The sequence below is a fragment of the Cloacibacillus evryensis DSM 19522 genome (genome assembly GCF_000585335.1).
Lineage (GTDB): Bacteria > Synergistota > Synergistia > Synergistales > Synergistaceae > Cloacibacillus > Cloacibacillus evryensis.
The window spans coordinates 1,346,214-1,371,407 of the sequence record NZ_KK073872.1 but is presented as its reverse complement, the minus strand read 5'-3'; the positions used below and the strand labels follow the sequence as shown (position 1 = coordinate 1,371,407).

Here is a 25,194-nt window from a genome sequence, read left to right as displayed (position 1 = left end):
TGATTTATAATAATTGAAATGATTCAAGAATACCAGTTTTGGAGGAATGGATAAATGTGGACCGTAGACGATGGGATAGCAGTCCTTAGAGAGAGAGGCGCGAAGATAACGGCTCAGCGCATCGCTATATTACAGCAGTTGGAGGGGCGCACAGACCATCCATCGGCAGACACGCTCTACCGCGAGCTCTCCGCCGAATATTCAACGATGTCCGTCGCCACCCTTTACAGCACCGCGCAGCTGCTGGCGGACGCCGGGCTCATCAAGATCCTCAGCATCGACGACAAAAGAGTCTATTTCGACCCCACCACCACCACGCACGGGCACTTCCTCTGCCGCAAGTGCGGCAAACTCTTCGACATCCCGGTGGACGAAAACGAAATATTCAAATCCGCGACGTCCGTACGCGACAACATCGCGCAGATCGAGCGCATGGAGATATTCTTTTACGGCCTCTGCTCCGACTGCCTTAAAATATAGCGCCGTTCGATGGGTACTATAGTATCCTTCTGCGCGGGCGTCTTTCTGCTCTACTGGCCCTACGTTTGGTGCTGGTACGGGAAAAAGGACCCGGACGACTACGGCCTGCGCTGGGACTTCAACATCAAAGACTTCATGCAGACGCTTGCGGTGTCTGCATTTATATTGCTGATCCTCACGGTTGTCGCGATGAACTGGCCGTGGGAGACGCTGCCGCGAAAGCGCGGCCTTTGGGAGGCATTGAGCCTCGGGGGCTCCGGCCTCGCCGCCGCCATTATAGAAGAAACATTTTTTCGCGGCTGGCTTCAGCCGATGCTGGAACGGCGCTTCCCCCCCTTCGCGGCGATCGTGCTGACCAACCTTGTCTTCGCGCCGATACATCTGATAGTCGCGCCATACTGGATATCGCTCTGCACCTTCTTTCCCGGGCTTATCATGGGCTGGCTCAAATACCGCTACAAAAACCTCTTCCCCCCCGCGCTCTTCCACTTCATCGGCAACATCTGGTCGATCTGGTTCTTCCCCCTGCCGGTAAAATTTTAACGGCAGCAGGGCAAACTTATATAGGGAATGATAAACAGGGGTTTAGCTTGTCATGCCGGCACTGGTACTCCGCCGCCCCGGGCTTTATCTTGTCATGCCGTGCTTGACCCGGCATCCAGTGACTTGGGTTTGTTCCGCCGCCGCTTGCAGAGCCAAAACCAACGACTCTGGGCTCCGGCTCGGAGGCCGGAGCGACGGAAGGGCGCTAAATCGCTGCTTACCATTTACTTCCAATCGCGTAAATCGGCATTGATGCTCCTGCCCTGTTATCCGGCGGCTATCTCTTGCTATCGCCGCTCTTTAATGATATACCTGTACATGATAAATAACTATGCGAGGTGAGCGTAATGCAGTATAAAAAGATGATCGCCGCGGCGCTGCTCTGCGCCGCGCTGGCCGCCGTTTCGCTGCGGGCGGAAGCCGCAGAGAAAAAACTCTTCGAGATAAAGATACCGATGGAAAAGGGCGCGGCGGTAACGGTGACGACCGCGGACGGAAGCACACGCGAGGTGGGTACAGTGAAGGCCCTGCCGACTAAGACGCGCTGGCCGAGCTACACGGCGAGCGCGTGGAGCGCGCCGGGAACGGTCTGCGCCTCGGCGGTGAACGCGATACACATGCTCGTCTCCGTTGAGAAAGACAAGGGGCGCACGATGAGCGTCATCCCGCAGGAGACGATCGCCCCCGCCGCCGGCCCCGGAGCCTCCGTCGTCATCTCCGCGAAGGCGGGCGAAAGCCTCTTCGGAGCCTGGGCCCCGCCCGTCGGCTCCGCCGTCTTCGTGCGCAGGCCGGACATGAGCGAAGCGCCGCTCTCCCCCGCCAACCTGCCTAAAGCTAAGGACACGCTCGTCATCGTGGCAAACGAAGACGACGCCATGCCCTATATGGTAAACATCGAAAACCGCCCCGGCGGCCGCGTCATCGCCTGGAAACGCGGCGGCTATGAGCTGCTCGGCCGCGTCATCAGGCCGCTCGGCGGCACGGGACGCTTCGAGGGAACGCTCTTCCAGCGCACGGGCGCGATCCGCGCCAACCACAGCGGCGTCATCGACGTTTCCACCACGCCGCGCGGAGTCACCGGCGGCTTTCAGATAATCCCCTGGGACCACGCGCTCAAGTCAAAAGAGATGCAGAACGTCTGGAACATGACGCAGTGGCTCGTCGTCGGCCCCGCCGACGGCAGATCGATGATGGGCGGCCCGCCGCCGCTCTTCAAAAAGGGCCTCGTCTCCGGCCCCGCGGCGGGCGAAGAACTTTGGGACCTCTGGTCCACCTACGGCAGAAAATCGCTCGTCCTCGCTCGCTACGACAACGGCAAGTGGGAGCGGCTGCGCGAATCGGCGGGCCGCCAGGACCATTCACTCAAGGGAATAACCGAACTGCGCATATACTATCCCTTCACGGAAGAGATGCAGAAGGACAGATAAAGTTAGGGAACCGCTGATTATATGCACCATCTGGTGTAACTGCCGGCTTCGATGACGGGGATCACAGATCCCCTATTCCGCGCGGCGGCGCGCGTTCAGCGCCGCCGCGCCTTTGCCGGTCAAACGATACCGCTGCAGTTTGCTCTTCGGTCTCTCCGGTACTGTCATTTCGATAAGCCCCGAATCTATGAGAGGCTCGATATTGCGTTTGAAAGCTCTGGAATCGCCGCTCTTTCCTATCGCCGAAAAAATTTCCCTGCGCGGCAGCTCTCCGCCTTCAAGCGCTTTCAGCACGGCAATCGCCGTGCCGGAGAGCTCGACTTGGTGCTTGTCTTGGTGCTCAACTTGGTGCTTTTCCTGAAGCGCAATGATGTCAAAAATCGCTGAAAGCGTAAATTCGATAAAAACGCCTGAATCGCCTGATACATTTTCCGCCGTCCGCGTAAATATTTCCTTCTTATATTATATACTCGTCCGCTTTGTTCAAAAAGTATAACCTGCCGTATGCGGGATTACAAGGACGTCTTCCCTCGCCGTGAGGATACGCCCTCCGGGGCGGCGGCCGATCCCCGGCGACGGCGGCTTTTACCGTTCGTGCCGAATGAGCTACCTTTCATACCGGATTTTTTATTTTCAACGGAATTCCCTTCATAATAACTAATAATAATTTGTCGAAGATATCTATGTCACACATACGCATAATCATTTAAGGAGGATGAAAAATGTTTAAACTGAGGGAACTTATCCATTCGCGCAGGCCGGCGGCCGCGGCGGCGCTGCTGCTCTTCACGGCGCTTCTCTTCTACGCGGGGGCGCGCATGCTCCCGGCGATCGCGGACGAGACTTCGTGGGAAGACAGCAAGTTCGGCCCGCTCGACGGCATGGAGGAGAGCGTATATTCACAGACGGCGGCTGCCTATCAGGACAGCTTTTTGAGCGTCGCGAAAAAGCAGCAGGCCATACTGGGGCACAGAGAATATACAATTTACCAAACTTACGAAGCAAGCAAAGCCACACGCGCCTTTAGGATGCTACCTATAGAGCCGGACGATTTTACAGGGGACGGCGCGCTTACGGTCGTTGAGGGTGACGCATCACAGGAGATATATCGTACCGACCCTCTTGACGGTCTGGGTACGGACGCCAGTCAGAACTACGCAGGAATAATGAGGTGCGCGGCTGCCGGTATAAGGCCGGTAAGCATCACGATCGAGACATACAATAATGTTAAGCAAAGCTATGTGGTGCCGTCGGATATATATATATGGAAATAGCTGCATGTTATTGGGCTAAGAGTGGTATCGATAAGCAGCATTATCTCAAATATTCCTATCTTGACGAAGATAAGCAGCAAATAAATAAGACCCTTAAAATTATGAATGACGCTGTCCAAAGCTGGATAACGGGGGATAATACTGGCGTTGGCTACACTGTATATGGCCGTTCGCTCGACTGTGTCGCGGCGGATCTTAACGGCGACGGATACAGCGAGCTGGTCGTTGCATACTTGACACGGGAATCTTCCGACGATTCTTCAACTCTTCGTGTATATGCTGAAATGTATGACGGGAAAGAGCTTTTTGACGCCGCCGACGGCAGCACCGTCGCTTACAAATCACGCGCCGAGATAGCGAAGTTCGACCTTGGTGAAAGCGACCGATATTTCCGTTCGCCGTGCCAGGTGAGGATAGCAAAAGGGGATTTTGACGGCGACGGCATTATGGAATTCCCCATCGCTTTCACAAGCAGAGTATCATTCCAGCTCTCTCTTGCTAAGTACGACAGAGACAGCAACACTATTTCAGAGCACATCTCAAATATACAGTTTGACGACCTGTACCAGCATGACAACACTCCCGACCAATACACCACGGAGGGAATGGACGTTACAGTCGGCGATTTTGACGGCAACGGCTCTGATGAAATAATGGTCGTCTACGGAACCTATTCCGGCGAGGTCAAAGAGGGTAAAAGCACGAACAGAATCGCCTTTGCCTGCTATAAGCCCGACATTGCCAACCGCTCCTTCACAAAGTATTTCGTCGCCAAGGACGAGAGCGTGAACCTCTGGTGCGGAGAGAATCTAGTCGCACAAATATGGGCGGAGGCGGCAGACTTCGACGGCGACGGCAAGGACGAGCTTGTCTATATTCACCCGGGCTGGGTAGACGATGGGGAGCACTACGGCTCTTATGTGAGCGTCAGGGAGTGGGCAAACCTTGACGGCGCGGGAACCCTGCTCTGCAACCAAAGCACCTATGATATGTTCGGCTGGTATTTTTTGGACTGGGGTAAACAATATGACGATGGTGACTGGTATGAAAATGCGGATTACGCCGGTTCGCATGGGATGACCGTTGGCAACTTCAAGTGTACGAATGACAATAATATCAAGCAAATAGCCATCGCAAGCTACGGCAACGACAACAAGATAGATTATGCCGTCATCGAGGCTGTGAATGACGGAGGCAGCTGGTCGTTTAAAACGCATGGCTATCAGTCGGTACTCGCGCAGTATTTTGTTTCGCGTGAGTGGGCGTCCGACTTGGGGGGGACGTACACTTCTTATGGAACGCCCTCTATCTGCCTGACCGCCGTCGACTATGACCACCAGACGATGCTGCTGGGCGAGCCGAGCATCTACACGATGACGGCCAAAATTCAGCCGACGTTCGAGCTGCAGATGGCGCCGCGCCACTACGACGTGGTGAACGGCGCGAGCATCGACGTATTCACAAAGCAGGTCTCCATGCCGATGTACGGCGTCTACAAGACGCAGGCCGACTGCACGGAGAACGACGAAGTCTCGTCGACCGAGACGAAGTCCTCCGAGACGACGATGGGCGTCTCCGTCAAGGCCTCCGCTAAAGCCGGCAAGGAGGGCGGCAAAGTCAGCGGGTCGGCTTCCGCCGGGTACAGCTATACAAACACTCAAAAAGAGAGCAACACGCAGACCAACAAATACACCGCCACATCAAGCGTCAGCGCGGCGGGAATGTATGACGACTTCGTCTCTTACCAGACGGAGGAGATCGACGTATACCGCTATCCGGTCATCTATCCGCTGGACGACGACTACGGGCGCGACGGACCATACGCGGCAAGCGACGACGTATTCGGCACGGACGGCGATATGACGGTCTACCCGTCGCAGCGTTACCTCCAGATACAGGTGCCGCAGCAGCCGGAGCAGTACGCCGTCAGCGGCCTCAACGCCGAGTGGTACGACCCCGTTCATCAGCCGTACAACCTCTTCACGTATCCACGCGAGCTCAAAGAGGTCAAGAACTACTCAAGCTGTGTCGGCGAGACGACGAAAACGAACGTAGTAATCGGCGAGGCTAACAGCTCGAGCGTCTCCGTCAAGCTGTCTGAAATGACGGGCGAGACGGACACGTCGTCCACGACGAACAAGAACTCCTTCAACGCGGAGCTCGGCGTCGGCATCGGACAGTCCAACGCCGCTGGAAAGACACCGGTCAGCGTTTCGGCCAGTTTCAGTTACGACGAGACGAACAGCGAGTCCAGCTCGTCGAGCAGCAACCTCACGAACACTGCGGCATATACTCTGAGCTGGCCCGGACAGAAGGGATACGACGGCGTCTACACGCAGGACGAGATGGACAAGGCATCCTTTGGGGCCGCGCTTGCGATGCTGGTCGAAAACACCGGCAACTTCGTGATGGCGCAGATGATAACGGACATAAAGAAGACCTCATCCTCAAGCGTCTGGTATCAGAACGGAAATTACAACGCAAATCCCGACCCCGCGCTCAACCTGCCGCACAGGCTCAACTCGAGCACTTACACGTATAGGACGGCCACCGCGGACGACGACACGCCGAGGATAATGCGCGGCGTTACTATATACAACGGACAGGAGAGCGCCGGAACCACGCTTTCCAGCAGCAATACGAGCTACCGCGCGCTGATGGCCGACGACGATTACACCGTCAAGGTGCGCGTCTACAACTGCAGCTACGTCGATACGACGGACGTGAAGGCCGAGCTCTACTGGACGAACGAATGGAAGGACGAGAGCGAACTGACGGAGGCCGACAAAGTTGGCACGAGCGGCCTCTACGCGATCAAGGGCTGGCAGTCGACGGGCGATTCGAACATCAAGGAGATCGCTGTCGAGTGGAGCGCGAGCAAAAAGCTCAGCGAAGCCAAGGCCGCGACGGACGGGATGCTCACCGGCTACCTGTACGTGAAGGTCGTCCCCAACGGAGACGAGATCCACAGCGACAACAACTGGGGCTACGTGCGCATGGCGCTGCTCGACCCCGACGTGTACGAGGGAACGGACGCGTCGTCGGTCTCTTCGGCGAAGCTCGCGGCGTCAAAGTCGTCGTCAGCCTCCGCCCAGCCGCCGGTAACGGCTGAGTTCGTCAAAAAGTCCGCCGAGATAATCACGGAGAACGGGCAAAAATACATTCAGGCAAAAGTTCACCTCACAAGCAGCGTCGCGCTTCCCGACGTCAAACTGCTCGTGATAAGCCATCAGAAAAACGGCGAAAACATCATCGTGGCGGGCCGCGCGCTCGGCGGCATCCACACCGGCGAGAGCAACGTCGTAACGGTCAAGGCCCCGTTCGTCGAAGAGATCGCGAAGAACAGCACGGGCGTATCCGTCAAAGTACTCTCCCCGTGGCTCAAGCCGGACAGGCCGAAAAAGGGCGGCGACAGCGGCGGTTCCTCCGGCGGCTGCTCCGCCGGCATAACGGGCTTCGCGGCTCTCTTCGCGCTCGCGCTGCTGCCGCTTGCGGGCGGAAGAAGAAAGAAGTAAGACCATTAAAGCCCGCGTCATTCCCGAATGGTTAAGGGCCTCGTCATTCCCGATAAGTGAGATAGGAAATCTTTGATTTCCGTTATCGAACTTAGTATGTTCATCAATGCTCCTGTCGGGAATCCAGCGGCGTCAAATGGGGTTAACACGAGAAACCAACGCCGCTGGACCCCGCACAGAAGATCTGCGGGGAGACGATTAAAGCCCTCCCGTCATTCCCGAATGGTTAGGAACCTCGTCATTCCCGAATGCTCCTGTCGGGAATCCAGCGGCGTTGAATGGGTTTAACACGGGAAACTCGACGCCGCTGGACCCCGCATAGAAGATCTGCGGGGCGACGATTAAAGCTCTCCCGCCATTCCCGAATGGTTAAGAGCCCCGTCATTCCCAAATGGTTAGGAACTCCGTCATTCCCGAATGCTCCTGTCGGGAATCCAGCGGCTTTGAATTTATTTTCGCCGCAGCCGGCTCTGCGGCATAGAGAGCGCGGCCGCGCCTTCTCCGTTTTGCATTAGTCGTCGCAGTAAATGTCATACGCTCACGTTAGTCACTGTAAAAAATGTCATACGCTCACATTTTTCGTTGTAAAAATGTGGGCGACATTGTATGATATACCGGCGAGGTGATGGACATGTACAGGACGGCAATAGAGGAATTGCGCAAGTGGAAAGACAAAAAGGCAAAGAAACCTTTGATAATACGCGGCGCGCGACAGGTCGGCAAGACGTGGCTGATGAAGGAATTTGGAAGGACGGATTACGACAGGGCCGTCTATGTCAATTTTGATAATAACCGGCCGATGAAGGCGCTCTTTTCCGCAGACATGGACGTGCGGAGAATAACAGCCGGGCTGGAGCTTTACACGAACCAGAAAATCGACCCGGCGAACACGCTGCTGATCTTCGACGAAGTGCAGGAAGTCCCTCAGGCGTTGTCGTCGCTTAAATATTTTAACGAACTTGCGCCTGAATATCAGATAATATGCGCGGGGTCGCTGCTTGGCACGGCGCTCCACCACGGCACTTCTTTCCCTGTTGGAAAGGTGGAGTTTCTTGATTTATATCCGCTCTCCTTCTCAGAGTTTATGCTGGCGATGAAAAAAGAAAAATTTGCGGTGCTCCTGCACGAGTACGATTTTGCCATGGTTACGGCGTTCAAACACGAGTATATTGAGCTGCTGAAAAAATATTACTTCATCGGCGGAATGCCGGAAGCCGTTATGAGCTTCATCGAAGACGAGTCATACGGCGGCGTGCGCGAGATACAGCGCCGCATCCTCGACGCGTATGAGCAGGACTTTTCCAAACACGCTCCGAACGAAGTCGTGCCGAAGATAAGAATGTTATGGAACAGCATTCCCTCCCAACTTGCCAAAGAGAACAAAAAATTTATATACGGGGCGGTAAAAGAGGGGGCACGGGCAAGGGAATACGAATTGGCGCTGCTCTGGCTCTCGGACTGCGGCCTTGTCCACAAGGTCAACCGCGCCGCCGCGCCAAAGCTTCCTTTGAAAGCATACGAGGATCTTAAGGCGTTCAAGCTGTTTATTGTGGACGTCGGGCTTCTTGCCTGCATGACCGGGCTGGACAAAAAGATACTCATGGAGGGAAACGACCTCTTCAAAGAATTCAAGGGGGCGCTGACGGAACAGTATGTGCTTCAACAGATGAAGACCGTGAAGGGCATAAACGTCTACTACTGGACGAACGACAGGGGCGGCGCCGAGATCGATTTCCTGATAGACAACGGTTCCAATGTGATTCCCGTCGAGGTCAAAGCCGAGACCAACCTGCAAGCTAAGAGTCTGAAGACGTTTTATGAAAAATTCAAGCCCGAGACCTCCGTCAGGATTTCAATGTCAGATTATAAGGACGAAGGCTGGCTGAAGAATCTGCCACTGTACGCGGCGGACAATATCAGCCGATATGCAGACCTCGCCTGACGGCCTGATAATAAAGCCCTCCCGTCATTCCCGAATGCCTCTGTCGGGAATCCAGCGGCTTTGAATGGGCTTGACACGGGGAAACCGACGCCGCTGGACCCCGCACAGAAGATTTGCGGGGAGACGATTAAAGCCCTCCCGTCATTCCCGATAAGTGAGATAGGAAATCTTTGATTTCCGTTATCGAACTTAGTATGTTCATCAATGCTCCTGTCGGGAATCCAGCGGCGTTGGTTTGTCATTCCAGAACGCTCCTGTCGGGAATCCAGTGACGTTGGTTTGTCATTCCCGAACGCTCCTATCGGGAATCCAGCGGCTTCAAGGGGTTCAACACGGGAAAACCAAAAGCCGCCGGTCCCCGCACAGAGGATTTGCGGGGAGACGATTAAAGAGCCCCGTCATCCCCCGGCTATGGTCAGTGTGTTTGCTTTAATCCCAAACTTTTCTATCTTCTAGGTACTAGAGGAAGTTACCAGGAGCTTCTTGGTTTAGACCTTTAATCCCAGAAGCTCCAGAACCTTTGCGGTCTTCTTGGTAATAATGGTCGTTTTCCACTCCTTGCCCTGAAGCTGCTTACGGATTCCGGAGAGATAAAAGATACAGTCGCGAATCGAAAACTTTTGCAGCATCTCCGCCCCCTTCATTCTTGAATAAAGCCTGTAAATTATCATCAGAGAAATATGGTTGATAAAAGCCCATGCCTCAAACGAAACATCCTTCTGCATATAGCTTACATCGGCCTCAAGCGTATTCTTCAATACGTCAAACGATTCTTCAATCGCAGCCCGCTTCTTATAAAACTCATAGACATTCCTGCCGTCCGCTTCAATATTAGTGCGTATCAGCAATACCCCCATCTTTCCAGCCCTTTCAAAAAGCCCCTCTTCGGTATAACCATCCACATGCGACGCGATCCTGCTCATGTAATCACGTTGCTCCCGAAGCTCAAGGTCCTTGTCGAGATAAGTAACCACCTTGCCCGCCGCATTGCCGTCCGCGTCCTTTATTATCTCCTCGAAAAACCAGACAGGGCGGTCGTTAAACAGAAAAGTCCCCTTATAATCCCTGGTGCCTATCCTATCCTTATTGAAATACCTGCTGTTCCTGCGAAGAGGCACTATATACTTCAGACCGCACGAATCCATCATCTTGAAATTATAATCAGAACCAAAACCCTTATCTGCAATCACCACCATATCCTTCACACCAGATTCAGCCGCTGCCTCGCGAAAAGAGCTGACATCGCAGATATTTCCGGCAAACGTCCGATAATAGACGGGAGCCGCCTCAGGCTTGAGAGAAAAGGCATACATAAGATTGATCTGAGGGGAATAATCAGGCGTATGACAATACCCCTGCTTAGCGTTCAGCATATTATCAGAATGGGAAGGAATGCGAGTGCCGTCGAAAAGGATATACTCCGTGCCGGAAACAAAACCCTTCATAAAATCGACCATCGCGGGACGTCTGTCGCCAAGCGCCGCAAGAAAACCGGACATAGCTTTTGAAGAAAGATCCAGCCCCGGCAGTTCCACAGAAAGAAAAGAGCGCACATAACCTTCATGGAGGCGCTTGAACGGCTCCATAGAAACGATCCTCAGCAGCGCTAAAACGTAGATATACCTCCAGCACTCAGGAAAACGCTTCTGAAGTTCAGTGCGGATATCGCCGGACATATCAAACAGCAGCTTAGACGCGCCGTACTCCACGTCGGGTTTAGGCTCTGCGCTCACTAAACAGCTATTTTTAGGAATCAAGCCGTTCTCAGTGATACGTCCAAGATAAGCGCCGGAGATTTTTTTGGCGCGTTTCTTTTCTTTATCGTAAACAGTAGTGCGTTCGTAAAGATAAAACCTACCGTTTTGTTCCTTGATCTCTTTTCCCGGACCTTTGTAAGCTGCGACCCAATCAGGCATAGACATGTCAAGACCTCCAAGATGTATATAGTACCCAGTAAGTACTATGATTATAATACAAAAAGAGATATTCTGCAATAGCAAACAGTAAATAAATACGTTGCTATTGCAGAATATCTTTTATATGTGTGAGAAAGTTACGCTCGGATGGTCCCTAGACTATGGAAAAGTTTGAGTTTAATTTAATTTTTACTTCGCTTTGTAGCTCCGGCGACATTTTATCTCATCAGCAGGCCGCTTTCACGCACAGCCGCGAGGACTATTTCACGCAGCTCCGGGTCTTCGAGCGCTTTGACGACCGTCGCTTTGATCCAGCCCTCTTTGACGCCGCAGTCCAGCCGTTTTCCGCTGTAGAGCGCGGCGTAGACCGGCTCCTCGTTCAGCAGCGAGGAGATGGCGTCGGTGAGCTGGTATTCGCCGCCCGCGCCGCGTTTGAGCTCGCGCAGATGGCGGAAGATGTTCGGCGAGAGCAGGTAGCGGCCCATGATCGCGAGGTTCGAGGGCGCGTCCCCGCGTTCCGGCTTTTCGACCAGCCCCCTCACCCTGTATATCCCGGGCTCGACCTCTTCGGCGTCGACGATGCCGTAGCGCGAGACCTCGCTCTCCGCGACCTGCTCCACGCAGAGCACGGAGGAATTATATTTTTTTCTCACGGCCTCAAGCTGCGAAAGGACCGGCGGTTCGGCGATCATCACATCGTCGGGCAGCAGCAGGCCGAAATATTCGTCTTTGCAAAATTCCTCGGCGCAGAGTACGGCATGTCCGAGGCCGAGCGGTTTTTCCTGGAACGCGTAGTAGAAATCGGCGAGGCTGTGGATATTTTCCACGACGGCGGCAAGTTCTTCTTTGCCGCGCTCGCGCAGCAGCGAGACGAGCTCGTCAGAGGGCTCAAAGTAGCGGCGGATGCTCTCTTTGCCCTGCCCGGTGACAAAGACGACCTCCGTACAGCCGGAGGTTACGGCCTCGTCGACGCCGTGATGGATGAGCGGCCGGTCGACGAGCGGCATCATCTCCTTCGGGATGTCCTTCGTCGCTGGGAGGAAGCGCGTGCCGAGTCCCGCAACGGGGAAAACCGCCTTTTTTACCGGGTGATATGCCTTATCAGCCATGGTTCTCCACCGCCTTTTTTATCGCCGCCTCCATGATGTCGGCGGCCTGATTCATCAGTCCGGCGTCGCGCGATTCAGCGAATATCCTGATAAGAGGCTCCGTTCCCGAGGGACGCAGCAGCATCCGCCCCCTGCCTTTCAGCAGCCGCTCCGCCTCTTCGGCGGCCGCGCCGACAAGCGGGCTGGTCATTATCCTGTCTTTGTCGTCGACCCTCATGTTGCGCAGCACCTGCGGATAACGCTCGAAACGGTCGGCCAGCGTCGATATATCCTCTCCAAGCTCGGCGACCGCTTTAAGGAAGAGAATGCCGGCGCAGAGGCCGTCGCCCGTGTTGGCGTATTCAAGGGCGATGATGTGGCCGGACTGCTCGCCGCCGATGCGCGCGCCCTCGCGCCGCATGGTATCGAGCACGTAGCGGTCACCGACGGGACAGCGAAAGACCTTTATCCCATCTTCCGCGAGGAGGTCTTCCAGCACCATGTTGGACATCACGGTCGCCGTGACGCCCGCGCCGAGCACGCCGCGTTTCGCGAACCAGCGTCCGATGACCCAGAGCATGATGTCTCCGTCGAGCGTGCGCCCGCGGCTGTCGCAGAGCAGCACGCGGTCCGTGTCTCCGTCATAGGCGATGCCGAGCGCGGCTCCCCCTCTGACAACCTCGGAGGCGAGCGTCCCGATGTGGGTGACACCGACGTTTTTGTTGATGTTGAGGCCGTCGGGACGGTTGGCCATAAAGGTCACGCCTCCGCGCCATTGCGCGAAGAGCGGCTCGACGAAGTCCGAGGCCGCGCCGTTAGCCGCGTCTATGACTATCGGGTAGGAAGTGTCCTCGATCTCGCCGACGACCTGCCGCAGCCGGTCCGCGTATTGGGCCCGGTAGGCGGAGCCGTCGCTGACGCCGCCGATCGCTTCTGGCGCCGCAAAGCGGCCGCCGTCCTCATTGAGGAATATCGCCTCTATGTCGGCCTCGTCGTCGTCGGTGAGTTTAAAGCCGTCTTTGTCAAGGAATTTTATCCCGTTGTATTCCGCCGGGTTGTGCGAGGCGCTTATCACCGCGCCGCCGTCAAATTTGTTGCGCGAGGCGACGCTGCTGACTCCGGGCGTCGGTATTACGCCAAGGTCGACGGCGCTGCCGCCCGCCGAGGCGATCCCCGACATGAGGGCCGACTGGAGCATCTCGCCGGAACGGCGCGTGTCGCGTCCCACCGCTATAACGGGACGTCCCGTGCCGCGCCCGCGCAAAAAGAGCGCGTAGGCGGCTCCGAGCTTCATCGCCGATTCAGGCCTCATCATACCGCTGTTCGCGATGTCGCGCACGCCGTCCGTTCCGAAAAATCGTCTCTTTTTCTCCTCTGCCATTTCGTATGTAACCCCTCTCAGAAAGTTATACGTAAATCCACGCAAGATAAAAATTAATCGTCGACAGCAGTCACCAGCACCTGTTCCGGCTCTATCTGGACCACCTGGAATTCTTTTTTGAGGTTCTTTACCAGCACCGGCAGCTCCATCTGCTTCGTTACGATATTGGAAACGTCGATGTAAAGCTCGCAGGGGGCGGAAGACGATCCGCCCAGCGAGTCGATGGCAAGCTGCGGCCCCTCTATCGTGATGCTGACACCGTGCGGCGAGACCTTCCACTCTTTGCCGGGCTCGGCTCCTTCGACGATGAGCGGCACGTTCGTAAAGGTCTTCGCGCTCATCTTCTTCGACAGCCGGATCTCGACCCTGGCGCGGTCTGTCCCGGTTATCTCTACGTCGGGGTCTATCTCCGCCGGCTGCATCGGTATCATGAGCTGGATGTTCTGGTCCAGGCCCGATATATCGACCGGCGGCAGCACGAGCGACTGCATTTTCTTGACCGCCGTGCTTCTGCCGCGGATGGAGACGCTGTCGGGGATCACCTTTATCGACTCCACCTGCAGTCCCTCCTGCGGCTGCCCTACCACGGAGACCTTGACGGGAATCCTTTCGCCCACGATCTCGTTTTCAAAGGCGATGGCGGCGTTCGTCTCCGTCGGAGAGACGGATAGCCTGCTGTTTTGAGACGGACCCGCAAGCTGTGTTTCGGCAGCCGTCCTGATGATGACCTGCGCCTTCATTTTGCCGTCGGCGTCGAGCTTGTCGAGCTGCACCGCCGCCTCAAGTCCCTGCACGGCCAGCACGTCGTTTTCCGGGCCGCTGATGACGGCGCTGTCTGGGTCGAGCTTTACCGAGCTTACGACCATCCCCTCCGGGGCCGTGCCCTCCGTCTTGGGAGTGATCGTAAGCGTGCGTTCGACATGACGGTATATTTCCACTTCGGCGACCGACGGCTGCCAGCTGCGGATGCGCGCGAACGACGGCGCTTCGAGCCTGATCGGCAGGTTGTATTTCCCGGGCTGCAGATTGGCGAGATCGACTTCGGCAACGATGTCCGAAGGCAGCACGCTTGAGAGCATGTTTATCTTGCCGACGAGCTTAAGCTCCGCCTTTTTCGCCGGAGCGTAGATGGAAAATCCGCGCGGAAGGTTTATGTATTTGATATCGGCGCTCACGGTACGCGCCGCGTCGGAGTTCCCGTCAAGGGCGACGAAGGCCCATAAGAGGACCGAGATGAAGACGGAGACGCCGACGAGGAATACCTTTGACTGGAATACGGAATCTCCCTTGTAATTAAGTTTATTGCTCAGGCCGACGATGCGTCCGTTGACGGCCTGCAGTTTTTTTATTATGTAAGCCTCGATCCGCTTTCTGTTATCAGACATTTTTATCGCCTCCCGCCCATTGCTGCTGGATCTCTTCCCTGAGGCGGTCCATGAAGTTGGTCTCTTTGCTCTCAAAACTGAAATAGTGGCTGCATATTTTCTTCAGCTGCGCTTCGCTGAGCGGCTTTGAAAAATGTCCCCCGACGGCGGCGGTTATCTCTCCGCGCTCCTCCGATACGACGAGGGCGATCGCGTCGGACATTTCGGTGACGCCGAGCGCCGCGCGGTGGCGCGTTCCGTACCAGCGGGAAATATCGGTCTTTTCCGTCAGCGGCAGGTAGCAGCCGGCGGCGACGATGCTCTGCTGGTCCATGACCACCGCCCCGTCGTGGAGCGGCGTGCCGGGCCAGAAGATGGAGATGAGAAGCTCTTCGGTGATATCTGCCTTGAGCATGACGGCGGTACGCCATACCTCTTTAAGGCTCGTGTCGCGCTGGAGCACGCAGAGCGCGCCGATGCGCTGCGACTGGCAGTAGGTCAGCGCCTTGGAGAGCTGATCCGCGCGCAGGTCGATGTCCTCTTCATTACGGCCCACCTTCCAGAGATGGCCCTTGCCGAGCTCCTCCAGCATGTGGCGCAGTTCGGGCTGGAAGAGCACCGGAACGACGATGATAAAGGCGCCGAGCATCTTGCCGATGATCCAGGAGAGGCTGCGCAGTTCAAGGATGTTCGCGACCGCCCCGATGAAGCCGATGATAAGCACGCCGCGCAAAAGCTGCATCGCGCGCGTGCCGACAAGCAACATAAGGACCCTGTATATCAAAAAAGCGACTATCAGGATATCAAGAAAGTCCTGCCAACGCAGGTCAAAAAAAGCCAAGGGCCCACCCCTTTTCGTTTATCTGTTTATAGATTATAGCGCAAAATCCACAATGGCGTCCCGCCGATCAGAGGCGCATCATCCGCCGCGTACCTTTCGCAGGAAGGAAAGGTTCCCTTCGTCGCCGACGCCCTCTTTGGGCGTCTCGAGGATCGTCGGGATATTTTCAAAACGGACGTCGTTCATCAGCAGCGCGAACGGATGCAGCCCGATCTCCCCCTCGCCCAGGTGGGCGTGGCGGTCAAGGCGGCTCCCCCTCGCGGCCTTGCTGTCGTTGAGGTGCCAGCAGAGGACGTTGTCCGTCCCGACGTGCCTGTCGATAAGCGAGATGAACCGCTCGTAGGCCTCCGCGGAACGGAGGTCGTAACCGGCGGCGAACACATGGCAGGTGTCTACACAGAAGGCGAGGCGCGGATGCCAGTCCAGCAGCTCGCCTATCTGTGAGAAGTGGGCAAAATCGGCGCCGATCACCGTGCCCTGCCCCGCCATCGTCTCCAGCAGCACGCGCGCCCGGAAGTCCGGCGTATCCTCAAAAAGCTGACGGAGGGAGGCGGCGATGTTCTCTATCGCCTCGTCCGCCGTCGCCTCTTTCGCAAATCCAGGGTGGAGCACGATGTCCGTTATCCCCAGTTGGTGGCACCGTTCGGCCTCCTCACGGAGGGCCCGCCGGCTTTTCACGAGCATCTCCGCGTCCGAGGAGCCGATGTTTATCAGATACGAGGCGTGGGAGACGACCGTCTCCACCGACGATCTTTGCCAGGCGCGGTAAAAATCCTCCGCCTCCTGCAGTGAAACGGGTTTGCTTTGCCACTGGCGCTGGCTGCGCGTGAATATCTGCATCGATTCACACCCGAGGGCGTCCGCGCGCGCAAAGGCCTTGTCCAGGCCGCCGGCTACCGAGACGTGAGTCCCGATACGGGCCATCAGTATGCCCTTCCAGCGTAGACCAGTCCCGGTATTCCGTCCACCGTTATGACCATGCCGTCCTCCACTTCGTCCATGATCCCCGCCACGCCGGTGACGCACGGCACGCCCCTGTTGAGGGAGATGACGCCGGCGTGGGAGGTGAGGCCGTTTTCCTCGGTGATTATCGCCCCGGCCTTTTCAAGCGCGGGAATATATTCCTTCGTGCTCTTCTTTATCACCAGTATCTTGTCCCCGCTGATCTCCGCGATCGCCTTTTCCGGCGTCTCCGCCCGGCAGACCGGCGCCGTAAGCCGCTTGCGGACAAGCGACATTCCCTTGCCGATGATGCTGCCGATCCTCAGAACGTTCAGCATGTTCGTGCTTCCCGGTTCGCCAAGAGGGACTCCCGATGTGATGACGATGTTATCGCCGTTTTCGACGAGGTTCTCACGCTTTATCAGCGAGATCGCGTTGGCCACCGATTTTTCCAGTTCCGCCGTGATCGGGCATATGCAGGGCATCACGCCCCAGACCAGCGAGAGCTGCCGCCAGGTGGAGAGCGCCGGCGTCATCGCGAGTATCGGGCAGGGCGGGCGGTATTTGCTGACCATACGCGCGGTCCCGCCGCTCGAAGTGAGCGAAACTATCGCCGCCGCCCCGACCTCCTTCGCGACGTCGCGCGCCGCGTGGCTCACGGCGTCGGCCGTCTCGCATACCGGCGGCGTCGTGCGCGGCTTCCTGCGCCACAGCTCCGTATCTTTTTCGGTGCGTATGATTATCCGCTGCATCGTTTCAACGGCCTCTACCGGGTATTTGCCTCCCGCCGTCTCGCCGGAGAGCATGACGGCGTCGGCCCCGTCGATCACCGCGTTAGCCACGTCGTTTGCCTCGGCGCGCGTCGGCCTCGGGTTGCGTATCATCGAATCGAGCATCTGGGTCGCGACTATCACCGGTTTGCCCTGCATACGGCATTTTTCGATGATCTCCTTCTGGACCATCGGCACGTCCTCCGTATTCATCTCGACGCCAAGGTCGCCCCGCGCCACCATCATCCCGTCGACGACAGACAAGATTTCGTCGATATTTTCCACGGACTGGCGCGTCTCCATCTTCGCGATTATTTTCGCCTTCGCGCCGGCTCCTTCCAGGATGCGGCGCACCTCGATAATGTCCTCCCTGTTGCGGACGAAGGATACCGCGACGTAGTCCACGTCATGGGCCGCGCCCCAGAGAAGGTCCGCGACGTCCTTTTCCGTAAGCGTCGGAACGGAGAGGTCCGCTCCCGGGACGTTGATGCCCTTGCGCTCCCCGAGCTCGCCGCCCACGATCACACGGCAGACGACTCCTTCCGGCGTCGCCTCTTCGACCTCGAGGTTTATCGCCCCGTCGTCGATGAAGATCGACTGTCCCCTCTTCACTTCGTTCGCAAGAGGCGGATAATCGATGTAAACGCCGTGTTCGTCCCCCTCACGTTTATCAAAAAAGAGGGTGAAGAGGCTGTCAGCCTTCAATGTGATCTTGCCGTGGCCGGGAAGCTCTCCCGTGCGTATCTCCGGTCCCTTGGTGTCGAGCAGCACCGCGATCGGCATCTGCCGCTCCTGTTCCACGGCCCTGACGTTGTTCAGAGTCCGCTCGTGGGAAGCGTAATCGCCGTGGCTGAAGTTCAGGCGCGCGACATTCATGCCGGCCTCCGCCACTTTGAAGAGGGTGTCATATTCCCAACAAGCGGGGCCGATCGTACAGACTATCTTCACCTTGCGTTTCATCTTATCCATTTGTCTTACCTTTCTCAGTTCTTTCCGCTCTCGATCTCTCCGTGCGCGGTTATCACCCTGGCGCGGCCCCGTATCTTCATCGCGGAGATATGTTCGGTGAACTGGGCGATCCAAACTTCGCCCTCCTCAAGCTTCTCCGTGTGAAGAAATTTATTTTCCGCGCCGCGCGTCACACCCGTGACAGTGACCCCGTTTTCCAGGGCCTTCACGGCAATATATTCCCCGACAGGCTGTCCGTTTTCCGCCATCTCGCCGTCTCCTTTTTGTTGTCTAAATACAGCTTGCCAATCCGTTTGAATACTCTACGAGCTCTTTTTTAAGCTCCTCCGTCACATTTATCTTTATCCTCTTTATGAGCGACACGGTCGTCTCTTCGGCGCCAACAAGCTTGAGGATTATCTCGCTCTTACCGGGATGTTTTGTCAGCAGCCTGAACATTTCCTCGTAGAATTTATCAGAGAGCCCCTCGCATTCCACGGTCACTATCGCGCGGCGTTCCAGCTTGGATTTATACTCCTCTTCCGTAAAGATGTCATCGGCCATTATCGATATTCCGCGGTCCTCGCGCGGTTTGCCCTTCAGGAAGTACAGCGAGCCGGCCTGCAGTATCGGTTTGAACTGCGTCCAGCGGCTGCCGAAGATCATCACGTCGACGGTGCCGCTGTTGTCCTCGAATACGGCGGTGCCGTAAGGGTTGCCGGAGGTCTTGCTGAATTTTTCCGCGACGCTTGAGAGGAGCCCAGCCGTCACCGCCGGCTGGTGCGACTGCCAGCGCCCGAGCTCGCTTATCGGACAGGTGATATAGGGCGAGACCTGTTCCTCGTAATGGTCGAAGGGGTGCCCCGAGATGTAGAGCCCCATGCTTTCCTTCTCAAGGTCAAGTTTCTGACGCTCGCTGAAGTCCTCGACTTCGGGCATCTCCGGCATGAGATACTCTTCGTCCTCGTCGCCGAAGAGCGATGCCTGGTTGGTATTCTGCGCCTGCCGCGAGGCCTGATCGACGAACTGCGGCACCGCGGCGAGAAGCCGCGCGCGGTTTGGATCGAGGCCGTCAAAGGCACCGGACTTGATGAGGTTTTCTATGACCCCTTTGTTGACCTGCCTTGTGTCTATTTTTGTGAGGAAATCCCAGAACGAGGTGAACCTCCCGGCTTTTTCACGGCTTTCGATGATATTCGCGACCGCCGCGTCTCCCACCTTCGCGATCGCCGAAAGGCCGAGCCTGATGACTTCGCCTACGACGGTAAAATCTTCCCGCGATTCGTTTATATCCGGCGGAAGGACCGGATAGCCGGCGTCCCTTACGCTGCGGATGTACTGCCCGAGGACCTCCATCTTGGAACCGATGAGGCTGGAAAGGTACGACGCGAGGTACTCCGGCCCATAGTTGGCCTTCAGCCAGGCCGTCCAGTAGGCGATAAGCCCGTAGGCGGCGCTGTGCGATTTGTTGAAGCCGTAGCCGGCGAACTTTTCGATAATGTCGAAGATATTTCCCGCGTTCGCCGCGTCGACGCCGTTCTTGACGGCGCCCTCGACAAACTTCACGCGCTCCTTCTCCATGACCTCTTTCTTCTTCTTCCCCATCGCGCGCCGCAAAAGGTCCGCCTCTCCGAGCGTGTAGCCGGCCAGCGCCTGCGCGCTCTGCATGACCTGCTCCTGATAGAGGATGACCCCGTAGGTGTCCTTCATGTATGGCTCAAGCTTCGGATGGAGGTAGCGCACCGTATCTTCGCCGTGTTTGCATTTCACATATGTGTCGACCATGCCGCTTTCCAGCGGCCCCGGGCGGTAGAGCGCGACGAGCGCGATCATATCCTCAAAGCAGTCGGGGCGCAGCCGGCGCACCAGCGCCGTCATGCCGGAGGATTCAAGCTGGAACACTCCGAGCGTGTCCCCCCGCTGCAGCATCTCATAGGTCTTTGCGTCGTCTATAGGGATCTCGTTAAGGTCTATCTTCCCCTTGCCGTTGGATTCGATGTTTTTCACCGCTCCGTCAAGGACCGAAAGGGTGCGCAGGCCGAGGAAGTCCATCTTTACAAGTCCCAGCTTTTCGACCGGTTCCATCGAATACTGCGTCGCGACCTGATTCTCTCCGAATTTACGCACCGGCACCATGTCGCTCGTCGGTTTCGGCGTTATGACGACGCCGGCCGCATGCTGCGAACAGTGGCGCGCCAGCCCTTCGATATTCATGGCAGTATCGACGAGCTTCTTTATCTCCGGTTTGCCGTCGTAGGCGGCCTTGAGGTCCGGCACATGTTCGAGGGCTCCCTTGATGTCCTTTATTTCCGGCGTCGGCATCGCGGGGATCAGCTTCGCGATCGCGTTCACCTCGGCGATCGGTATATTCAGCGCGCGGCCCACGTCCTTGATCGCGCCGCGGCTCTTCATACGCCCGAAGGTTATTATCTGCGAGACGTGATCGGTGCCGTATTTTTCGACTATGTAGGCAATCAGCTCTTCGCGCCCTTTGTCGGATACGTCTGTGTCGATATCGGGCATGCTTATGCGTTCAGGGTTGAGAAAGCGCTCGAAGAGCAGGTTATACTTTATCGGGTCCAGGTCGGTTATTCCAAGCGAATAGGCGACGAGGGAGCCTGCCGCCGAGCCTCGTCCGGGGCCGATCGGGATGTCGCGGGCCTTGGCCGCCATGATGATGTCCGAAACGATGCAGAAATAGCCGGGGAACTCCATCTGTTCGATTATCCCCAGCTCATATTCGAGGCGGTCAAGGTACTCCTGCGGCGGCTCTTCCGTCTTGAGCCGGCGGCGAAGCCCCTCGGCGGCCAGCCTGCGCAGGTGCGTCGAAAGCGTCTCGCCGGGCGGCAGCGGAAATTCCGGCAGGTAATAATGGCCCGTCTTCAGCTTTACCTCGCAGCGGTCGGCGATCAGCTGCGTGTTGGTCAACGAATCCGGCAGTTCGCCGCCGAAGATGTTCCACATCTCCTCCGGCGAACGGAAGTAATAATCGCTGCCCGTGAAGCGGTAACGCTTCTCGTCGGTGACGATGCTCCCCGTCTGCACGCAGAGCAGGATGTCATGCCACTCGGCGTCGCTGCGTTTCAAGTAATGCGCGTCATTGGTGGCGATCAACGGAAGGTCAAGCTTCTTGGACATCTCGACCAGCGTCTTGTTCACAAGGGCCTGTTCGGGAATAATGTTGGACTGTATTTCCAGGAAGAAATTATCCTTGCCCATTATGTCGCTGTAGAGCCTCGCGCGGTCGTAGGCCGCTTCGATGTTATTCTGTATTATAAACTGCGGTATCTCGCCGCCGAGGCAGGCGGAGGAGCAAATCAGCCCCTTGCTGTAACGCGCGAGCAGTTCATGGTCTATTCTCGGTTTGTAATAGAAACCGTCTGTGTTGGCGATCGAGACCAGCTTTGTGAGGTTATAGTACCCCTCTTCGTTCTCGGCGAGCAGTATCAGGTGGTTCTGGCTCTTTCCCTCGCGGCAGGTATGCCCGTTCGGGTCCACGTAGACCTCGCAGCCGAGTATCGGCTTAACTCCGGCCTCGTTGCACTTATTGTAAAATTCCACGCAGCCGAACATGACTCCGTGGTCTGTCAGCGCGACGGCGTTCATCCCCATGTCGCGCGTCGTCGCGGCAAGGGCTGAACACTTGTTGGCCCCGTCGAGCAGGCTGTATTCGCTATGTACGTGGAGGTGTACGAAAGGTTTATCCATATTTATTCATTTCCCTCAGATTCATCTTCATTTGCGTGGAGGCTCTTCACATAGAGCACCTCCGCCCCCGCCAGTCGCAGCACATGAGAGGTAAGCGACCGCTCCGCGGCCTGTTCGTTTTCTTCGCTCTCAGGCTCGGCGGGAGATTTTTCCGGAGCCGGTTCGTCCGGCTCCGCCGTATGCTGCGGCTGCTGAGGAGCCTCGCCGGACGCGACGCCCCACAGCTTCGCGGCGGCGCAGACGAGCGCCCTGCGGTTATGCTGTATGGAGAGAAAGTTCTTTGCCGGCATCTGCCGCTCAAACTTCACCTCAAGCGCGCCGTCGCGGCGCGAAAGCTCCGCGCGCAGCAGCGCGGCCGCGATCGCGAGCCAGTCGGAGGAGAGATTGCCGATAAGCCGTGAAAATTCATTGTCTCCGAGTTTGGCGCAAAGCCCCGCGACGTCAAAGGCAGGAGCTTCTTTAGCGAAAAGCATGTCGGGCTGCCCCGCGAAAGGCGGCGCGGCTTCCGGCGTTTTTTTCCGGGAAGGGCGTTCTTGAGACGGCAAGGAGAATTCCTCCTCGGGCGGTATCCAGAAATCTTCAGCCGGCGGGAGCTGCTCGAAGGACGGAGCTTCCTGCCGTACCGGGGCCGGAGCGGCGGCAGGCTCTACGCGCGGCGGCTGCGCGTCCGGCGCAGGCTGCCGGAGGATGGGCGGCGGCGAAGGCTCCCTCTTCTGTAAAGGCTGCGGCGGCTGGGCGTTTCCGTTCAGTATGTTTTGCAGCTCCATAAAGACGAGGCCGCTGAAGATGTCGCCCTTCATCCCATAATGCGTGCGCGGCAGCAGGCGGCTGCAGAGCATACAGGCCGCCTGCAGCTTATCCCGGTCCCAATGCCGCGCCTCCGCGGCCAGGTAATCGCGTTCCGCGCTCGACGTTTCAAGAGCTTCAAGAGCCCGTTCGTTCCACAGGCAGTAGAGCCAAAGGTCGCGGAAGAGCACGAAGAGCGCCTCACAGAGCCGCTCCGAAGATATCCCCCGCGCCATGATCGAATGAAGCGCGCAGGCCGCACCCTGCGGGTCCGTGCGCAGCATCGTCACCCACTTTTCCAGCTCGGTGCGGCTGCTGCCCCCCGTAAGTTCGCGCACGCTCTCCAGAGAGAGCTTGCCGCGACCGAGGGCGACGGCCTGTTCCGTGAGCGACAGCGCGTCGCGCAGCGCCCCGTCCGCCTGGCGGGCGATCTCCCAGACGGCCTCCTCGTCGGCCTCTATATTCTCCCGCGAACAGACATGCTGGAGGCGGCTCACGGTATCGGCGATCGTTATCCTGTGAAATGGTATGTGCTGACAGCGCGAGCGTATCGTCACGGGGACCTTGTGCGGCTCCGTCGTCGCCAGCAGGAATACGACATTCGCCGGCGGCTCCTCCAGCGTCTTCAGCAGCGCGTTGAAAGCGGCGTCCGTCAGCATGTGGACCTCGTCTATTATATAAACCTTATAGGAGGCGGAGAGCGCCTTCAGGCTCACATGGCTCTTAAGGTCGCGGATCTCTCCGATCCCGCGGTTGGAGGCCCCGTCTATCTCGATAACGTCAAGATGTTCGCCGGCGGCGATGGCGCGGCAGTTCTCACATTCGCCGCACGGTTCGCAGTCCGCGCTCCGGTTAAGGCAGTCAAGCGACTTCGCGACGAGGCGCGCGGCAGAGGTCTTGCCGCATCCGCGCGGCCCCGAAAAAAGATAGGCATGCCCAAGAGAGCCTTCCCGCAGAGATTCCAGCAACACGCCGACAGCCGCGCTCTGCCCGACCATGTCGGAAAATGTCTGGGGCCTGTATCTGCGGTATAGTGAAATATACATCATACCCCTCCTCGATTAATCCTTACACATTCTACAGGAAAAACCCGCTCTTTGCTCCTAATCGAAATAATCCGTCAGCATATTTCCGCGGCGCGACCTGTTAAGCGCATCGTTTATCCGGTCGCGCAGCTCGGCAAGCGGCGGCATCCCCGGCAGCAGCTCTTCCTCGGTCAATATCGTCTTGCGCCTTATCACGAGGGACTGGCTCCCCTTCTCTCCGAGTATCTTTATGTCATATGGGGCCAGCTCCAGTTCGAGAGTGCTGTCAAGGCGCTCGCCAAGCTCGGAGAAGAGTTTCCGCGAGGCTTCGGTCGCCGGGACGGAGAGCAATACGGCGTCGTCCACATAGAGACGCGCGTCGCCGGAGACAGTGTCGGTCTTTATCTTCAGCGACTGCACGACATCCTTGCGCTGTATCTCGATACCCTTGTCGCGCAGATATTTAAGCGCCGCGTCGACACGCTCCTCCTCCTCCGGGTGGGTCTGGAATATCCCCATCTGGTATTGGGCGCGCTTGAGCTTCTCCACCTTCATGCGCTCCATCATCGTCAGCATCGCCGCCGGGTTGTAACCCGCCTTATAAAGGACGTCTATACCTCTGGCGTCCGCCTCCTTTTCCAGCTCGATGCTGTAACTGTTCATCAGCGCCGTCTGAAGGCCGTTCGCCATCGCCGCGATCCCCGCGCCCGAGTCCCCTCCCGCTTGAGTCGCGGCGACGAGCCCCGCGATAGTCAGCAGAGTGAGCCGGTTGTTGCGTTTCGCCTGCACGATGCCGTGCGCGCGGTCCGCGTGGATGAACTCATGGCACATGACCGCCGCGATCTCATCCTCGCTCTTCAAGAATTCGAGCATGCCGGTCGTAAAATATGTCCTTCCCCCCGGCAGCGCGAAGGCGTTGGGTTCTTTCATATCAAGGATGCGCACGCTGTATTCAAGGTCGCGCTGAAGATACGGCGTTAGCTTCGCCGCTATCATCGCCAACCTGGCCTCCGCCGCCGGGTCAAGGACGCGCGGCACCTGCTTCTCGATCGCCTCCGCCCCCTTGCGCCCGATCTTTAACTCGCGCTTGATCGTTTTCTCACTCGGCTCCGGCGAGGCGGCCGCGCATGCGCAGCCCGCGGGCAGAAAGAACATCATAAGCGCCGCTGCAAACAGCGCCGTCTTTTTCATCATCGCTCAGCCCTCCCTTTCGGCAAACATTTCGCTGCGAAAGCGTTCTCTAT

18 protein-coding genes are annotated in these 25,194 nt (G+C 57.4%); 6 read left to right on the top strand and 12 right to left on the bottom strand.

The features are described 5' to 3' along the window. Positions 1 to 54: 54 nt before the first annotated feature. From CLOEV_RS06080 to CLOEV_RS06070, 3 genes are all read left to right on the top strand, one after another. Positions 55 to 480: a Fur family transcriptional regulator gene (locus CLOEV_RS06080; protein ID WP_008710262.1), complete on the top strand. Its 426-nt coding sequence runs from the start codon at positions 55 to 57 to the stop codon at positions 478 to 480. Between the two features lie 9 nt (positions 481 to 489). After that, complete coding sequence (mrtS, locus tag CLOEV_RS15895) at positions 490 to 1,023, top strand: Synerg-CTERM system glutamic-type intramembrane protease MrtS (protein ID WP_051484924.1); 534 nt, start codon at positions 490 to 492, stop codon at positions 1,021 to 1,023. A 347-nt stretch (positions 1,024 to 1,370) separates the two neighbouring features. Further along, positions 1,371 to 2,450, top strand: coding sequence for a hypothetical protein (locus CLOEV_RS06070; protein WP_034442568.1), 1,080 nt, complete (start codon positions 1,371 to 1,373; stop codon positions 2,448 to 2,450). A gap of 72 nt (positions 2,451 to 2,522) precedes the next feature. Here CLOEV_RS06070 and CLOEV_RS15890 read toward each other — a convergent pair whose 3' ends face one another. Further along, a complete protein-coding gene (locus CLOEV_RS15890; protein WP_039917360.1) occupies positions 2,523 to 2,744 on the bottom strand; it encodes a Fic family protein in 222 nt (73 codons plus the stop codon). A 428-nt stretch (positions 2,745 to 3,172) separates the two neighbouring features. Here CLOEV_RS15890 and CLOEV_RS06060 point away from each other — a divergent pair, with 428 nt between their 5' ends. From CLOEV_RS06060 to CLOEV_RS06050, 3 genes are all read left to right on the top strand, one after another. Next, positions 3,173 to 3,724, top strand: coding sequence for a hypothetical protein (locus CLOEV_RS06060; protein WP_034442565.1), 552 nt, complete (start codon positions 3,173 to 3,175; stop codon positions 3,722 to 3,724). Beyond that, positions 3,715 to 7,239, top strand: a complete 3,525-nt coding sequence (locus CLOEV_RS06055; RefSeq protein ID WP_156938371.1) for a hypothetical protein — start codon at positions 3,715 to 3,717, stop codon at positions 7,237 to 7,239. Before CLOEV_RS06060 ends, CLOEV_RS06055 begins: the two co-directional genes overlap by 10 nt. A 631-nt stretch (positions 7,240 to 7,870) precedes the next feature. Beyond that, the gene (locus CLOEV_RS06050; protein WP_034442558.1) at positions 7,871 to 9,181 is read left to right on the top strand and encodes an ATP-binding protein; all 1,311 of its coding nucleotides are present in this window, start codon (positions 7,871 to 7,873) and stop codon (positions 9,179 to 9,181) included. A 488-nt stretch (positions 9,182 to 9,669) separates the two neighbouring features. On the opposite strand, the gene CLOEV_RS06045 is transcribed toward CLOEV_RS06050, so the two are convergent. From CLOEV_RS06045 to CLOEV_RS05995, 11 genes are all read right to left on the bottom strand, one after another. Further along, a complete protein-coding gene (locus tag CLOEV_RS06045) occupies positions 9,670 to 11,103 on the bottom strand; it encodes a transposase (protein ID WP_034442556.1) in 1,434 nt (477 codons plus the stop codon). 212 nt (positions 11,104 to 11,315) lie between these two features. Next, positions 11,316 to 12,206 carry a UTP--glucose-1-phosphate uridylyltransferase gene (locus CLOEV_RS06040; RefSeq protein ID WP_034442554.1) on the bottom strand — a complete coding sequence of 297 codons (891 nt, stop codon included), beginning with the start codon at positions 12,204 to 12,206 and terminating at the stop codon, positions 11,316 to 11,318. Continuing rightward, positions 12,199 to 13,566, bottom strand: coding sequence for a phosphohexomutase domain-containing protein (locus tag CLOEV_RS06035; protein WP_034442551.1), 1,368 nt, complete (start codon positions 13,564 to 13,566; stop codon positions 12,199 to 12,201). Before CLOEV_RS06035 ends, CLOEV_RS06040 begins: the two co-directional genes overlap by 8 nt. Before the next feature lie 53 nt (positions 13,567 to 13,619). After that, the gene (locus tag CLOEV_RS06030; protein WP_034442548.1) at positions 13,620 to 14,951 is read right to left on the bottom strand and encodes a CdaR family protein; all 1,332 of its coding nucleotides are present in this window, start codon (positions 14,949 to 14,951) and stop codon (positions 13,620 to 13,622) included. Next, entirely contained in the window at positions 14,944 to 15,771 is an 828-nt protein-coding gene (cdaA, locus tag CLOEV_RS06025; protein ID WP_008709715.1) for a diadenylate cyclase CdaA, read from the bottom strand. Before cdaA ends, CLOEV_RS06030 begins: the two co-directional genes overlap by 8 nt. A 78-nt stretch (positions 15,772 to 15,849) precedes the next feature. Continuing rightward, positions 15,850 to 16,695: a deoxyribonuclease IV gene (locus CLOEV_RS06020; RefSeq protein ID WP_034442545.1), complete on the bottom strand. Its 846-nt coding sequence runs from the start codon at positions 16,693 to 16,695 to the stop codon at positions 15,850 to 15,852. Then, positions 16,695 to 18,452, bottom strand: coding sequence for a pyruvate kinase (gene pyk / locus CLOEV_RS06015; RefSeq protein ID WP_008709718.1), 1,758 nt, complete (start codon positions 18,450 to 18,452; stop codon positions 16,695 to 16,697). The genes CLOEV_RS06020 and pyk overlap by 1 nt, the downstream gene beginning before the upstream one ends. Positions 18,453 to 18,466: 14 nt before the next feature. Beyond that, positions 18,467 to 18,700: a trp RNA-binding attenuation protein MtrB gene (mtrB, locus tag CLOEV_RS06010; protein WP_008709719.1), complete on the bottom strand. Its 234-nt coding sequence runs from the start codon at positions 18,698 to 18,700 to the stop codon at positions 18,467 to 18,469. Positions 18,701 to 18,722: 22 nt separating this feature from the next. Next, on the bottom strand, positions 18,723 to 22,139 hold the full coding sequence (gene dnaE, locus CLOEV_RS06005) for a DNA polymerase III subunit alpha (RefSeq protein ID WP_008709720.1): 3,417 nt from the start codon (positions 22,137 to 22,139) through the stop codon (positions 18,723 to 18,725). Positions 22,140 to 22,141: 2 nt separating this feature from the next. After that, the gene (gene dnaX, locus CLOEV_RS15885; RefSeq protein ID WP_083829573.1) at positions 22,142 to 23,974 is read right to left on the bottom strand and encodes a DNA polymerase III subunit gamma/tau; all 1,833 of its coding nucleotides are present in this window, start codon (positions 23,972 to 23,974) and stop codon (positions 22,142 to 22,144) included. Between the two features lie 54 nt (positions 23,975 to 24,028). Next, positions 24,029 to 25,144 (bottom strand): M48 family metalloprotease, encoded by a 1,116-nt coding sequence (locus CLOEV_RS05995; protein ID WP_051484923.1) that lies wholly within the window; start codon positions 25,142 to 25,144, stop codon positions 24,029 to 24,031. Positions 25,145 to 25,194 lie beyond the last annotated feature (50 nt).

What these genes read in the sequence shown, in the direction of transcription:
- CLOEV_RS06030 (WP_034442548.1), bottom strand. Translation starts at nt 14,951, where the DNA reads ATGTCTGATAACAGAAAGCGGATCGAGGCTTACATAATAAAAAAACTG.
- CLOEV_RS06045 (WP_034442556.1), bottom strand. Translation starts at nt 11,103, where the DNA reads ATGTCTATGCCTGATTGGGTCGCAGCTTACAAAGGTCCGGGAAAAGAG.
- mtrB (WP_008709719.1), bottom strand. Translation starts at nt 18,700, where the DNA reads ATGGCGGAAAACGGACAGCCTGTCGGGGAATATATTGCCGTGAAGGCC.
- CLOEV_RS06035 (WP_034442551.1), bottom strand. Translation starts at nt 13,566, where the DNA reads ATGGCAGAGGAGAAAAAGAGACGATTTTTCGGAACGGACGGCGTGCGC.
- CLOEV_RS06055 (WP_156938371.1), top strand. Translation starts at nt 3,715, where the DNA reads ATGGAAATAGCTGCATGTTATTGGGCTAAGAGTGGTATCGATAAGCAG.
- CLOEV_RS06040 (WP_034442554.1), bottom strand. Translation starts at nt 12,206, where the DNA reads ATGGCTGATAAGGCATATCACCCGGTAAAAAAGGCGGTTTTCCCCGTT.
- CLOEV_RS06080 (WP_008710262.1), top strand. Translation starts at nt 55, where the DNA reads ATGTGGACCGTAGACGATGGGATAGCAGTCCTTAGAGAGAGAGGCGCG.
- CLOEV_RS05995 (WP_051484923.1), bottom strand. Translation starts at nt 25,144, where the DNA reads ATGATGAAAAAGACGGCGCTGTTTGCAGCGGCGCTTATGATGTTCTTT.
- CLOEV_RS06070 (WP_034442568.1), top strand. Translation starts at nt 1,371, where the DNA reads ATGCAGTATAAAAAGATGATCGCCGCGGCGCTGCTCTGCGCCGCGCTG.
- dnaX (WP_083829573.1), bottom strand. Translation starts at nt 23,974, where the DNA reads ATGATGTATATTTCACTATACCGCAGATACAGGCCCCAGACATTTTCC.
- CLOEV_RS06020 (WP_034442545.1), bottom strand. Translation starts at nt 16,695, where the DNA reads ATGGCCCGTATCGGGACTCACGTCTCGGTAGCCGGCGGCCTGGACAAG.
- mrtS (WP_051484924.1), top strand. Translation starts at nt 490, where the DNA reads ATGGGTACTATAGTATCCTTCTGCGCGGGCGTCTTTCTGCTCTACTGG.
- CLOEV_RS06060 (WP_034442565.1), top strand. Translation starts at nt 3,173, where the DNA reads ATGTTTAAACTGAGGGAACTTATCCATTCGCGCAGGCCGGCGGCCGCG.
- dnaE (WP_008709720.1), bottom strand. Translation starts at nt 22,139, where the DNA reads ATGGATAAACCTTTCGTACACCTCCACGTACATAGCGAATACAGCCTG.
- CLOEV_RS06050 (WP_034442558.1), top strand. Translation starts at nt 7,871, where the DNA reads ATGTACAGGACGGCAATAGAGGAATTGCGCAAGTGGAAAGACAAAAAG.
- pyk (WP_008709718.1), bottom strand. Translation starts at nt 18,452, where the DNA reads ATGGATAAGATGAAACGCAAGGTGAAGATAGTCTGTACGATCGGCCCC.